The organism is Metabacillus litoralis (genome assembly GCF_003667825.1).
Lineage (GTDB): Bacteria > Bacillota > Bacilli > Bacillales > Bacillaceae > Metabacillus > Metabacillus litoralis_B.
On the sequence record NZ_CP033043.1, the window covers coordinates 5,117,073 to 5,131,208 of the forward strand.

Consider the following 14,136-nt stretch of genomic DNA (forward strand, 5'->3'; position numbering starts at 1 on the left):
TATGAATCCTCTCCTGTTGACAAAACGATTACATGTAACTAAAATAAATACATGTAATCAAATTCGTTACAAGTGAAACTGAACTGGAGGAATATAAATGAAAATATTAGTTACAGGAGCAACTGGAAAATTAGGATCTAAGGTTGTGGAGTCGTTATTAACATCCATATCTGCGAGTGAGCTGGCTGTGAGTGTTCGAAATCCTGAGAAAGCAGAAGGACTCCGAGCTCGTGGAGTAGAGATTAGAAAAGGTGATTTTGACCATCCAGAAACATTAGATGATGCTTTTGAAGGAATTGATCGTTTATTAATTATTTCTGCAGATGGTGATAATGATACAAGAATTCGTCAACATGCTAATGCAGTGCAAGCAGCTGGACGTGCAGGAATAAAATTTATTGCATACACGAGTATCGCAAATGCAGCAGAAAGCAAAAATTTAATGGCTCCTCCTCATGTATCTACAGAAGCAGCCATCATAAAGACTGGTATCCCATATTCTTTCTTGCGTAATAATTGGTATTTGGAAAATGAAATTAGTAGCATTCAAGGTGCTATGGCAGGGGCTCCATGGGTAACTTCTGCTGGAGCTGGTAAAGTTGGCTGGGCACTACAACAAGATTATGCAGATGCAGCGGCAGCAGTTCTTTTAGGTGAAGGGAACGAAAATACAGTTTATGAACTTTCAGGCCCTCTTTTAACCCAAGAAGAATTAGTGAAGGCTATTGGTGCTGTATTAGGAAAAGAAATACCTGTACAGCAAGTTGGGGATGAAGAATATGCCGAAATAATGAAAGGTCTAGGTTTACCTGAATTTGTCATTCCGATTGTAGTAGGAATTCAAGAAAGCATTCGAAATGGTTCGCTTGAAATTGAAAGCAATGATTTTGAAAAAGTTCTCGGTCGCCCAGTTACGCCAATTAAAGAGGCACTTACACAAATTATAAAAGCAAACACTTAATCAAAATAAAATAGATAATTCCCAAAATCAATAATGAAGATAAACCGACCTTCTTACGAGAAAAGGTCGGTTTTTTATTAAAAAGTTGATGTTGGACTCTGATGAGAAATGGTACATCTATGAATGTTCCAGTTGACATTATAATACGATCTAGTCGCCTTTTTGGAAAAAGAGCCTAATATCCTTAGCTAGATCAATAAGCTAATATTGCACAAAAATTGCACAGACTTAATTTATTTCATTGATTTTGATTAACTTATTTTACAACCACAAGCCAAAAACGCTGATTTATCACTACTTATTTAACTCAGTTTTATTACACTTAACTCTATTAATTCCCCACCCAATTTTGACAGGGTAGGGGTCGGGGGTTCGAATCCCTCTCGGATCATCAGAGTGAGAAGCTTCATTTATATGGAATGGAACTTTTTTTCTAGAGTGCGAACCTATGTGCGAACCTATTTGGCTTTGTATTGATTATGTGAGCCTCTGCAGAAGAGCTCGTCAGTATATACTTTTCCACTCTAATGATAAGTGTTATTAACACGTCTAGAGGGATGAAACATCAGATTCTAAACATCTCTCTTTCTGTCACAATTATTCTACGTTGCAGAACTCTTATATTACGCAGTAGACCTATTATATTCATTAACGGTGAAATAATTAACGAAAAGGTAAGAACGGAATAATACAACGAGTTTAAATTTTATGAGGAGATAAGCGAAGTAACTGAAAGGATCAAATCCACTACGAATAAAACCTCTCACAAAATTAGTGAGAGGTTCTTTTTTAGATTTTTTGAATTTCCAGCTATCAAGTAATCAATCTTATGTTGTATGTCTTTTAGGAATGGTAAGTGTTACAGTGGTTCCCAGGTTTAATTCGCTTTGATAAGCTAAACCAAACTCTCTACCGTAAGAAAGTTGTACGCGGTGGTGGACGTTCCGTACTCCATACCCCTTGGTTTTGTTAGTTAAGATCGTTCTTAGCTTTTCAGGATCAATTCCACAACCATTATCAGTTACTGTGAATATCAAGTTATCTCCATTTTGTTTACCTGATAACGTTAAAATTCCTTTACCAGGAGTTTCTTTATGGTCAATCCCATGATTGATGGCATTCTCTACTAACGGCTGTAATAGAAGATTAATCATCGTGTAATTAAGAATTTTATTATCAACATCACAATAAACTTCAAATGAATCAGAATGCATCATTCGTTGAATTTGAATATAGGAAGTGGTATTTTCGAGTTCATCTTTGACAGAGATGATACTTTTTCCTTGATTCAACGTCGTACGGTAAAATGATGAAAGATACTGAGCCATTTGGCTAATATCCTCTTGATCAGCCATAATTGCCTTGCTATTGATAAGGGAAAGGCTGTTATAGAAAAAATGAGGGTTTATTTGGGCCTGTAATGCTTTCATTTCATACTCTTGACGAGCAATTTTACTTTTGTATACTTCATTAATCATAGTTTGTAATTTATGAACCATATCTCCAAATTTCTGAATTAAGTTTCCGATTTCATCAGATGCTGTGTTGGTAACAGTTACGATTAATTCGCCTTTTTCAATCTGCTCCATATTTTTTGATAGCATAATTAGCGGCCGGACAACCACTTTAGAAAGAAAATAGATTGAGAAAAACAAGATTAGTATGGAAGAAAGAACGACTATAAAAAATGTGAGTTCAAGTTCATAAGAAGAGGCAGAGACTGTACCGATTGGACGATAAAGATAGGCTTTCCAGTTGTAGGGCATAAGTTCAGCTTTCTTATAGATGTACTGTTCTTTTAAGGAATCTTCCATTAATCCATTAAGTAATTCACTTTCTGTTAGAGCATAAGACATATTCTTTTTTGAAAATTTGTTTATTTGGTACACAGGCATATCATTTTCATCAAGAATAATGAGTCCATAGTTGTTTTCATATAAGGTGGACATTGATTCAAACACATTTCCATAATTGATATCCATATAAACGATATTAGTTGTATTATGATGACGATCAAAAAGTTGACTAGCAACCTCGAATGTTTCCTCTTTAGCCGATACAATTAATCTTGGTGTAGTCGCTTTAGAAATACTATTAAACCAACTATATGTTTCTATATCTGATAAAGGACGAAGGCTTTCACCATGAGAATGCATTTTATTATTACTATAAATCGTAATTCGATTAATGTCCGTTTGTAAAAATTTCGAAGTGTTTAGTAGAGGATCTAGTGTATCGTGATAAAATAAAAACATTTCATAGTTATTGTCATAATGAGAGGTAACTCCTCTTTTTACATCTTCATTCCAAACAATATGATTTATCACATCAAAATAAGTATTCACTTTATAATTAACACTGGAAATGGCCTGATTAAGCGATTCATCTAACACTTCATTTTCGCGTGTAATAAATAAATGTTGAATCTGGTTATACCAAAAACTTCCTAAAGTAATGACTGGGAGTAGACTTGCTAGTAAACAGATAAATAATATTTTATTCCTGAATTTTAAATTCTTAAACCAAATGTTTAGATTAAGCATATTAAGAGTTCTCTTTCATTTTTCTTTCCAATTGACGGTATTTTTCCGGACTAGCTCCGAAGTGTTCGCGGAAACTACGTACGAAGTATGAAAGATTATGATAGCCTACCGTCTGACATATATCATTTACTTTCATATTTGTACGATGGAGGAGATCTTTTGCTAATTCCATCCTTAGATTTTTAATATATTTATTGATTCCGCAACCCGTTTCTTCGATAAATATTTCACTTAAATATCCTGGTGTTAAGTACACTTGTTCAGACAATAAATTCAAAGATAAGTCTTCTTGATAATGTTCGTGAATATATTGCTTTACAATTTGGATGACATGCTTTGGAGATTTTTTTTCTTCCTCTAATCTTTTTGTGATCTCATTTTGAACGGATATTAAGATTTCTTCTATATCAGAAAAATGATGACAGGAATAAATAGCCTCCATTGTTTTATTAATTGTTTTCTTATCATATATGTGGAGATTCTGACAAAGCATTTGTAATAATTTTGAAAATAAAAACCTCACATATATATGGGAAATATCTAGATTTGAACGGTACTTTTCGAACAAAAGATTCATATTTTTCCTAAAACTAACAATATCTGCAAACTTAATGGCATTTTGTATGGTCTGTAGAAGGTCATCATCTGTTTCAGGGGATTCTATGTTTTCTGATAATGTTTTATCTTTAGGATAAACATAGGAGTCAGAATAAAAAAACCGGTCCTCGATATCCTTTTCCAGCTTCTCAAATATTTGAGGCATCTCACTAGGTGATGAGAGTTCTGTACTAATAGAAATCAAACAGTTAATACCATATTTTCCGTGAATTTGTTTATGAATTCTTGTTTCGAGCCGCTTTGTCGTAAAGATGGTATCTTTATTTTTCTTGACTAACAGTAAAATCTGAAAGGGATTAAGATCAATAAAGTCACAAGAGAAGTTTGGAATTGCTTCCTTGATTTGTTGGTAAAAATAAAGAGTGTCTCTTTCTTTAGGAAGCCGATCGAAAAAAGGTTCATCAAACTGCATTAAAATCATGTGAGAATAATCATTTAAAAAGGCAAAATCAATGGAAGGGTATTCATTATTGAGTTTTTCCATAGGAGCCTTATTAATAAGACGATTAAGGATATGAGTTTTAAGAAGCTCAGTATTAGCTTCTATTTGTGCTTGTTTCTTCTCACTGTTTTTAATATTTTGTATAACTGAACAAAGGGTGTTTTGAAATTCATCAGGTTTTACTGGTTTTAAGATATAGTCAACCGCCCTTAATGAAAGAGCTTTTTTAACAAAGTCAAAATCATCATGACCAGTAAAAAAGATCGTTTGAATGGTAGGATACAGTTCTCTAGCTCTTGTAGCTAATTCAATTCCATCTATAAAGGGCATTTTAATATCTGTGAATAAAATATCAATAGTTTGTTTCTCTAACTGAGTAAGAGCTTCTTTTCCATTGTTTGATTCAATTATATCAAGTTGGAAATGGTATTTATTCAGAAGAAAACGAATGACGTTTCGTTCGTCTTTTTCATCATCTACTATTAAGATTCGATACATAGCTTTACCTCCAAGATAACATGCTAATTAATTATATCATTGAGTTTTTTTAAGAAACAATTAGTGAGGAATGTTCCGGAAAAAAGTACATGAAAACGGTTTATTTAATATTTTTGAAGAAAGCTAAAACATTTACACTAAAAGTGTGCCATCGACATGGCTTAAACAAAAAGGGAATTACGAGGGGGAGAACAATGAAGCGAAACTCATTATTTAAGCGAATTACCATGCTATCTATCGCAACAATTATGACATTTTCTTTAGTGGCATGTGTAGAAAAAGAGCCATCAAATGCTGCGGATTCTGTATCAGAGAATGGAGAAAAAGTCATTAAAATGGGACGTGTAACGTCAGCAAATCCAAAATTACCTGAAGGTGATACTTATGAGAATAATGCCTATACCCGTCTTGTAGAAGAAAAATTAGGTGCAAAAATCGTCAATGCATTTGAAGGTGAAGGAGAAGATTATACAAGACAGGTTGCACTTGCTATCTCTTCTGGAGAACTACCAGATATGATGCGTGTTGATTCAAGAGAAGAATTGAAAGAGTTAGTTGAGAATGACTTAATAGCAGATCTAACGGATGTTTATGATAAAAATGCAAGCGATTACATTAAAGCTATATATGATTCCTATGATGGACGAAGCTTAGAGGATGCATCATTCGATGAACGACTAATGGCGCTTCCAGCGACAATTGGGGATGAAGCTCCTAATATGATTTGGATTAGAAAAGACTGGACTGAAAAGTTAGGTTTAGAAATTGATAGTGATGGAGATCGTCTTATTACATTAGATGAACTAGAAAAAACTGCGAAGGCTTTCATAGAAAATGATCCTGGAGGGTCAGGTAATCCTATTGGAATCCCAATGGCTTACTGGTTAAATTCCGGAACCTATGGAGGTTCTGCACTTAATATGACATCAATTGCTGGAATATTTCATGCTTATCCTCGATTTTGGCTTGAAGATGAAAATGGAAATGTCACAAACGGCTCAATAACAGAAGGAACAAAGCAAGCGCTAGGTGTCTTGGCAAATTGGTATAAGAAAGGGATCCTTGATCCACAGTTCGGAACCAGAACATGGGATGACATCATGGCTCTTGTAACAAACGGACAAACAGGTATTGTCACTGGTCCTTGGCATATTCCAGACTGGGGATTATCAACAGTAAGAGAAATGGATAAGAATGCAAATTTCGAAGCTTATACATTAGAAGATGAAAATGGAAAAGTAAACGTTGCTCACACAAACCCAACTGGTTCATTTATTGTTGTCAGAAAAGACTATGAACATCCTGAATTAGCCATTGAAATTTTGAATCTTTTCTATGATGAACTAGCAAATTCGAAAGACTTAAAAACTGATTATCCAGAGGTTGCAGAATATAAAGAACTTGGTGTTGATGGTTCAACAAGACCGTTTAATATTGAAGTGTTAAAATCTGATAATTTATTATTTGACTATTCAAATATAATGGGTGCGGTTAACGGTGTAATTGAGATGGAAGAAATCGCGTCTTCTGAAGCAAGAGATGCAGCAACTAGTATTATGAAATATAACGAAAATCCTAATGAGGCTGATACGGCAGACTGGTCAAAATATCACTCTCGAGTAAAAGGGATGGGTTTGATCGATAAACTTACGAAGGAGAATAAATTCAATTGGGTAACACCAGTATACTTTGGAAACACAGAGACGTTGGAGAAAAAAGGAGCAAATCTTCTAAAATTAGAAGAAGAAGATTTCATTAAAATTGTAACAGGTGCTGAGCCTCTTGATTATTTTGATACCTTTGTATCAAATTGGAAAAGTCAAGGTGGAGATGAAATCAAAGCTGAAATTGAAGCAATACTTGCCGAAGAGGAATAATGCATAAGGAATAAGGGCTGCTTCGCAGTCCTTATTCTATAAAGGAGGGAAAATCTTTTATGAAACCGCATGCAAATACAAGTATAGAGCACATCTATCAAAAGAAAAAAGGAAGAAAATTGTCTAAACTGGAAGCTTCTTATCATCTTATGTTGTTGCCTGGGATGATCTTTCTATTCATTTTTAGTTATATCCCAATGTTTGGAATCATCATGGCATTTCAAGATTATATTCCAGCAAAAGGAATGCTAGGCTCGGAGTTTGTTGGTTTTGATCATTTTACTTATATGTTTTCATTGCCAGATATCGGACAAATTTTTACAAACACAGTTGTTATTGCACTAGGGAAAATCATCTTAGGGACATTAATGGCAATTGTTTTCTCTATTTTATTAAATGAAGTTCGTCTTAAACTGTTAAAAAAATCAATTCAAACAGTTGTCTATCTACCTCATTTTCTTTCATGGGTTGTATTGGCGGCTGTAGTGTTAAATATGTTTAATCTAGATGGAACTGTGAATCAAATACTGTCATTTTTGGGATTCGAAAAACTAAATTTTCTTGGAAGTAACAAGCTATTCCAACCATTAATTATTGGTACTGATGTTTGGAAGGAGTTTGGATTTAATTCCATTGTGTATTTAGCTGCAATAACAGCAGTTGACCCTGGACTTCATGAAGCAGCTGGAATTGATGGAGCGAATTGGTGGAAGAGGATCTGGCACATAACGCTTCCTGGGATGCTGCCCATAATCTTATTGTTGGCCATTCTAAGTCTTCCTAACATTTTGAATGCTGGGTTTGATCAAATTTACAACTTGTATTCGCCTATGGTTTATGAGACAGGAGATATTCTAGATACTTATGTATACCGAATTGGTCTTTTAGGCCGCGAGTATAGTTTCGGGACAGCAGTTGGATTATTTAAATCCATAATAGGGTTAGTTTTAATACTATCAGCAAACAATGCAGCTAAAAAATATACAGATCGTAAATTATTCTAAGGGGGAGAGGAATTGTGGTACAGGACAAAAGTTTTTTCGGGCGCTTAGGAAAGGTTGCTATATATGCAATCGTCATTTTTTTAGGACTAATCTGTCTCCTACCATTGTGGAATATTCTTGCAATTTCCTTTAGCAGTAGTGAGGCAGTTGCAGCAAATGCCGTTGGTTTAACACCTATAAATTTTACAACAAAGGCATACACGATGATTATGGAGGATGGACAATTCTGGCGCTCATTTTCTATATCTATTCAACGAGTCATTCTTTCACTTATTATTAATATGATCATAATTGTCTTAATGGCGTATCCTCTCTCTAAATCTAAAAGAAATTTTAGAGGTAGAAATATATATATGAATCTTATTATTTTTGCGATGTTGTTTAATGGGGGGATGATTCCTACTTATTTAGTAGTGAAAAATTTAGATCTCCTAAATACTATTTGGTCCTTGGTATTACCTGGAGCGGTACAGATCTTTAGTATTATTTTGGTAATGAATTTCTTCATAGGGGTACCAAAATCTTTAGAAGAAGCAGCCATAATGGACGGAGCTAATCCTTGGCAAATATTGATAAAGGTCTATATTCCTATCTCCTTACCGGCACTAGCTACGGTTGCGTTATTTAGTATTGTTGGTAATTGGAATGACTTCTTTTCAGGGTTAATTTATATGACGAAAGTAAGTAATTATCCATTGATGACTTATATTCAATCATTGTCAATTGATATTCAAGATATGTTAAAAGCAGGAGCAAGCTCAAGTCAATTGGAAAATGTAACGGAAGTTTCCAATAGGAATTTAAATGCTGCTAAAATTGTAATCTCCACTATACCATTATTATTAATCTATCCGCTGTTACAGAAGTATTTTATCACTGGTATTGTCGTGGGTTCAGTTAAAGAATAGGTTGATAATACTGGTTTGGTAAATTCTTCCAAGTATAGAAGTTGATTCAATAGATTCTATAGGTGCAGGGGACGCATTTGTAGGAGCAACGCTTTATCAGTTAGCCAAAGAAGAAAATTCTATCAGACTTTGAACATCTTAAACAAGTCATTTCATTTAGTAATAAAGTGGGTGCAATCGTTTGTACCAAGGTAGGAACAATTGTTGGCATACATGTTGAGGAAGAGTTTCATAGACTTAAAAGTGAAAAAGATAAAGGTTGAAATTGTAATGATTATTCTTTTTTGGATCTGTCGTTTTCAGGAAATATTGTTACAGTAGAAATCCTTAAATTAAAAAGACATTAGCATGTGTATTCAATATGAAACAACTATGTTAATGTCTTTTCTTTTGATATATTACTGATTATTAGAATAAAGTGGGTATGATAGTGTTATTAAAAAATATAGAGAAAGGATGCTTCAATGAAAAATCTGTTCACGATAGGAGAAATGGCGAAACTCCATAATATGACTATGAAAACACTGAGATATTATGATCAGATTGGATTACTAGAGCCGATTCAAATTGACGAAAGTAATGGGTATCGGTACTATTCAACCGAACAGTTTGAACAACTAAATACGATTCAGTATTTAAAGAAATTAGGTTTTTCTTTGAAGGAAATTAAGAGTCATCTAGACCATAGGGATATTACTGGTTTCTTAGATTTATTGGAGAAGCAAAAAAAGCTAACAGAGCGAAAAATAAGGGAACTAGAACGAGTTAACCGTAGGTTTCAAAATCGTATTAACGATATTATATTGGCTCAAGAAATAATTGATTTAGAAGTAGTGAAAATAGTAGATATAAATGAGAGAAAAATAGTGAGACTGGTGGAAAAAATTCATTCTGAACCCGAGATGGAGGTTTCATTGAGGCAATTAGAGAATTTGGCAAACATGAATTCCTCCATTTTTATTGGTGGTGTTGGACTTACAGTAGATATCAATGACCTGAAAAATCAAAGATTTGATAAATATAATTCTATTTTCATCTTAACGGAGGACGAAGATATCCAAAGCCCATTATTAACAACCTTTCAAAAAGGAACGTATGCTAGCATTTATTATAGAGGAGATCATACTAACTCATTTCAGTATTATAAAATCCTGCTAGATTATATTCAGAGAAACGACCTTCAAATAATAGGGGATGCCATCGAAAGGACCATCATTGACCATTATATTTCAAAAAACAAAGAAGATTATCTGACAGAAATACAAATTCAAGTTACCTATTGACCTTCCCCTTAGGGGAAGGTTTATTATTTGTATTGCTGTTGAAAAGGCCTTTTTATATGTTGTTTTGCATAAATCAATTTCACCGAAGGAGAAAAAATATGACAACGATAAATAATAAGATATGGTCACTTTCGTTTATTATCGTAGTGATCTTAAATGCCTTAGTTTTTATGATTTTTGAAATGCTATTACCGACTCTTCCCTTATTTGTCACGGCGTTAGGAGGAGGAGCAGGTCAGGTTGGTTTAGTAACAGGTATTTTTATGTTATCAGCTATTTTAATTCGCCCTTTTGCAGGAATACTTTCAAGGAAGTTTGATAAAAAAATCCTTTTGATTTTAGGTATTCTCATTATTGCTCTATCCACAGGTGCCTATTATCTCTCCAGTAACATATCGACATTATTACTTATTCGGTTGATCCATGGGGCTGGATTCGGTTTAGCATCAACTTACTTTGCGACACTTGCTGCTGAAATCATTCCTAAAGACCGTCGAGGTGAGGGGATTGGCTATTTTGGTGTTGGAGAAACAGTTGCCATCTCAGTTGGTCCAATGATTGGGATTATGACACTAGAATTATATGACTTTCAACGATTATTTTTTGGAGGAATGGCCGTACTTTTACTAGCTGTTATCATGGCTGTTTTTATAAAAAGAGCTCCTAAAGGAAAAGAGGCGGATAAGCAGGTAAGTGAGAAATTTAAACTATTGGAGAAACGAGTTTTGTTTCCTTCGTTTCTGATCTTTTTAATTGGAATTGCGGCAGGAGGGATCATGTCTTTCTTTTCTCTATATGCTATAGAGAGGGACTTTACTCAAGTAGGACTGTTTTTCTTATTGATCGCAGCAGCAAGTTTTATCATTCGTTTACTATCAGGAAAGGTATTTGATAGGTACGGGCCGTCAATTATTTTAATTCCAGGATCCATTTTATCGATTGTAGGGTTGATTATTCTGTATGTAGCAGAAAGTGATAGCATGTTCTTAATTGCGGCAATCATTTATGGTTTTGGCTTTGGTGCAATCTTCCCAGCCGTTCAGACGTGGTGCATGAACTTAGTGGAGGAACATGAACATGAGGATGCGATGGCTTCCTTCTTCAACTTTTTTGATTTAGGTATTGGTGGTGGCTCCTTTGTTCTTGGTCTAGTTGCCACAGTAGCATCGTATCAAGCAGTATACCTTGTCGCAACAATTGTTTATGGGATGGCTCTAGTTATCTATGTGGTTTATGTTGTTGTGAAAGGTAACCCAAATAAACATTATGGAAAAAGTGTCCACGTGGATAAACAAGCCATCTAGATAGTGAAGCAAAGGGGAAATGGATTAACAATTTATTATTTTAGTAAAGAGCACACCAAATAGGCAGCAAGATTCTTGCTAGCCTATCCAACTTTGTGTTCTTCTCTAGTTACTAGGACCTATAATAGATCGTCCAATTTTGTGTCTGAATAAATGGCAATTAGGATGACTGATTTTGTGTCTCCAATGTTTTTTACCATATGTGGAACACTTGCATTCCAGCTAAAAGAATCGCCTTTTTCTAAGATAAATGAGTCTTCTCCTTGTTCAGCAAGTACTTTTCCTTCTAGCACTAAATGGACTTCCTCTCCTTCATGTGCATGGGGTTCTGCTTCTCCAATTGCAAATCCAGGAGGCGACTCAACAATTATCATTCGTAATGGTCCTTTTGAGGTTATATGCTCAATTTTTAAATCTTTTAACGACGAGGTTCTTCTAGTATCTTTTCTAACAACACGCATGTGCTGTTTTTTTTCTAATAGTAAGTAGGGTAGCGGTACCTTCAAAAATTCCGCAATGGTATTTAGTGTGTTTATGGAGGGTGACGTATTATTGTTTTCAACATTACTTATAAAGCCTTTTGATAGCCCTGTACCTTCACACATTTGTGCAATCGTGATTTTTTTTTTATTTCTAATCGATCGAATTTTAGATCCTATATCCAACCAACTCACCTCTATATCATTTCTGTTTACGATACTTATAATAGTAGCAAAATCATTGACAGTCTACAAGCTTGTTGTTACCATATAAAAAACTAATATTCCTATTAGAAAACAACGTGATGTTTTTATTTTTTTGTAAATTAGTTTTTTAATATGAATAATTGTTTTCGATTGTATTACAACTTACTTTCTGTCTCAAAGCAGATTGTACAAAATATTTTAGAAAAGGTGATAGTTAGGGGGATAAAAATTAGTTGTTACGAAACATGAATTTGGCTTGATAAAAATTATTTCTTTAGGAGGATTTATAATGAAAAATAAACAAGATATTAGTGCACTTTTACTACGATTGGTTCTAGGAGTTATTTTTATAGGACATGGTGTTGCAAAATTTCAAGGTGGTATTGGAAATATAGCTGGATGGTTTGATAGCATTGGATTGCCTGGGTTCTTGGCTTATGCAGTGGCAATTATCGAGTTGGTTGGTGGGATTGCAATGCTACTTGGTTTGGCTACACGTATAGTGGGAGGACTTTTTGTCTTAGTGCTTTTAGGGGCAATTGTGAAGGTTCAATTAGCTGCAGGTTTTATTGGAGGCTACGCGTATGATCTTGCATTATTGGCAATGTCAGCCTATTTCTTACTAAACGGAAGTAAGCTTTATTCTTTAGATCATTATATATCAAAAGCAAGGAACAAATGATAATTTCGATAAAAGAGGAGAGGCCTATCGGGTTATAAAGATGAAGAATATGACGATCATTTCAGTAATTATCATCTTTGCTATTATAGTGGTTTTATTTATATTTCTAAAAAAGGAAGGGAGAGATGAAGAGATGAGTGTTGAAACTTACAAAGGGGTTATGGAACCTAGAATTGGTTATGTAGAGTTGCAAGTCTCTAACTTAGATCGTTCTTTAACTTTTTATGAGGAATTAATAGGGTTTCAAGTATTAGAGCAAGATAAAAAAACAGCAACACTTACAACAAATGGTCTGGTTCCGCAACTCATATTAAAAGAAGAAGAATCATTTGTTGAAAGACCGCCTGGAACAACAGGTCTATATCACTTTGCGATTGTTGTTCCTACTAGAAAGGATTTAGCTTTATCTACAAAACATTTATTAGAAAGTGGCTATCCTATACAAGGTGCCTCAGATCATCAATATAGTGAGGCTGTATACCTCGCAGACCCTGATAATAACGGAATTGAAATATATGTAGACAGAGCTTCTAGTCAGTGGATTAGAGACGAAAACGGAGGTTATGTCGGAGCGACTAACCCGTTGGATGCTGAGAATTTATTCGCTGAAATAAAAGGGAATACTTGGAATGGTCTACCAAGCAAAACAAGAATAGGTCATTTGCATTTACAAGTATCAAACATAGAAGAATCAGAGAGATTTTATGTGGAAGCACTTGGGCTTCGTATTGTTGCGAAAGATACTCATATGCTTTTTGTTTCTAAAGATGAATACCACCATCATATAGGGATGAACATTTGGGCAGGAAAAGGGTTACCTGCACCTCCAAAAAAAGCATTAGGATTAAAATTTTTCACCCTTCATTTTACTGAAGAAGAGTATAAAGATGCAAAAGAAAATCTTGATCAATTAAAGTACAATTATCTTGAGGAAAATCAGGAACTGACTGTTGAGGATCCTTCGGGTAATAAAATTAAAATATTAATGAAAAGTTAAGAGATGGATTATTGATTCTTTTGTTTGCCACGTAGTATGTATGTTGTTAGTAGTTGATGTCAGACTGTAAAAGTAGCACAATAAGTAGAATTAAATTACTAAACAAAAAGGAGGGTTCTATAAATTTTAGCCTCCTTTTTGTTTGTTATAGATAACTGACTATATACCTTGTTTAACTTATTTTAGGACCACAAGTCAAACGTGGATCAATATATACTAACACTTTATTAAACTTAACTTTATTAATTCAATCATTGCTAGAGCAGAAACATATAATGAAAAAAAGATATCCTTTTGTAACTTAGGTAAATAATCTTAATTTCCAGAAACACT

11 protein-coding genes and 1 pseudogene are annotated in these 14,136 nt (G+C 34.1%); 9 read left to right on the forward strand and 3 right to left on the reverse strand.

Annotation, left to right across the window (positions count from 1 at the left end; all coding sequences use genetic code 11):
* Nucleotides 1-97 precede the first annotated feature (97 nt).
* Nucleotides 98-961 carry an SDR family oxidoreductase gene (locus D9842_RS25065; protein WP_121664801.1) on the forward strand — a complete coding sequence of 288 codons (864 nt, stop codon included), beginning with the start codon at nucleotides 98-100 and terminating at the stop codon, nucleotides 959-961.
* 827 nt (nucleotides 962-1,788) lie between these two features.
* Here the strand turns inward: D9842_RS25065 and D9842_RS25070 are convergent.
* Together D9842_RS25070 and D9842_RS25075 are read right to left on the reverse strand one after the other, a co-directional pair.
* Nucleotides 1,789-3,504: a sensor histidine kinase gene (locus D9842_RS25070; protein WP_121664802.1), complete on the reverse strand. Its 1,716-nt coding sequence runs from the start codon at nucleotides 3,502-3,504 to the stop codon at nucleotides 1,789-1,791.
* A gap of 1 nt (nucleotide 3,505) precedes the next feature.
* Nucleotides 3,506-5,062, reverse strand: a complete 1,557-nt coding sequence (locus D9842_RS25075; protein WP_121664803.1) for a response regulator transcription factor — start codon at nucleotides 5,060-5,062, stop codon at nucleotides 3,506-3,508.
* A gap of 194 nt (nucleotides 5,063-5,256) precedes the next feature.
* Here D9842_RS25075 and D9842_RS25080 point away from each other — a divergent pair, with 194 nt between their 5' ends.
* The 6 genes and pseudogenes from D9842_RS25080 to D9842_RS25105 all read left to right on the forward strand — a co-directional run bounded on the left by D9842_RS25080 (nucleotide 5,257) and on the right by D9842_RS25105 (nucleotide 11,438).
* Nucleotides 5,257-6,939 carry an extracellular solute-binding protein gene (locus tag D9842_RS25080; protein ID WP_121664804.1) on the forward strand — a complete coding sequence of 561 codons (1,683 nt, stop codon included), beginning with the start codon at nucleotides 5,257-5,259 and terminating at the stop codon, nucleotides 6,937-6,939.
* Between the two features lie 149 nt (nucleotides 6,940-7,088).
* Nucleotides 7,089-7,943, forward strand: coding sequence for an ABC transporter permease (locus D9842_RS25085; RefSeq protein WP_218975623.1), 855 nt, complete (start codon nucleotides 7,089-7,091; stop codon nucleotides 7,941-7,943).
* Between the two features lie 14 nt (nucleotides 7,944-7,957).
* Nucleotides 7,958-8,851 (forward strand): carbohydrate ABC transporter permease, encoded by an 894-nt coding sequence (locus D9842_RS25090; RefSeq protein WP_121664806.1) that lies wholly within the window; start codon nucleotides 7,958-7,960, stop codon nucleotides 8,849-8,851.
* A 22-nt stretch (nucleotides 8,852-8,873) separates the two neighbouring features.
* A pseudogene (locus D9842_RS25095) lies at nucleotides 8,874-9,114 on the forward strand (PfkB family carbohydrate kinase); the annotation flags it as partial.
* A gap of 201 nt (nucleotides 9,115-9,315) precedes the next feature.
* The gene (locus D9842_RS25100) at nucleotides 9,316-10,134 is read left to right on the forward strand and encodes a MerR family transcriptional regulator (protein WP_121664807.1); all 819 of its coding nucleotides are present in this window, start codon (nucleotides 9,316-9,318) and stop codon (nucleotides 10,132-10,134) included.
* Nucleotides 10,135-10,232: 98 nt separating this feature from the next.
* Complete coding sequence (locus D9842_RS25105) at nucleotides 10,233-11,438, forward strand: MFS transporter (protein ID WP_121664808.1); 1,206 nt, start codon at nucleotides 10,233-10,235, stop codon at nucleotides 11,436-11,438.
* A 119-nt stretch (nucleotides 11,439-11,557) separates the two neighbouring features.
* Here the strand turns inward: D9842_RS25105 and D9842_RS25110 are convergent, their stop codons facing one another.
* The gene (locus D9842_RS25110) at nucleotides 11,558-12,103 is read right to left on the reverse strand and encodes a helix-turn-helix domain-containing protein (protein WP_121664809.1); all 546 of its coding nucleotides are present in this window, start codon (nucleotides 12,101-12,103) and stop codon (nucleotides 11,558-11,560) included.
* A 310-nt stretch (nucleotides 12,104-12,413) separates the two neighbouring features.
* On the opposite strand from D9842_RS25110, the gene D9842_RS25115 reads away from it, so the two are divergent.
* Nucleotides 12,414-12,806, forward strand: coding sequence for a DoxX family protein (locus D9842_RS25115; protein ID WP_121664810.1), 393 nt, complete (start codon nucleotides 12,414-12,416; stop codon nucleotides 12,804-12,806).
* 133 nt (nucleotides 12,807-12,939) lie between these two features.
* Nucleotides 12,940-13,803 carry a VOC family protein gene (locus tag D9842_RS25120; RefSeq protein WP_257535945.1) on the forward strand — a complete coding sequence of 288 codons (864 nt, stop codon included), beginning with the start codon at nucleotides 12,940-12,942 and terminating at the stop codon, nucleotides 13,801-13,803.
* Nucleotides 13,804-14,136: the final 333 nt, after the last annotated feature.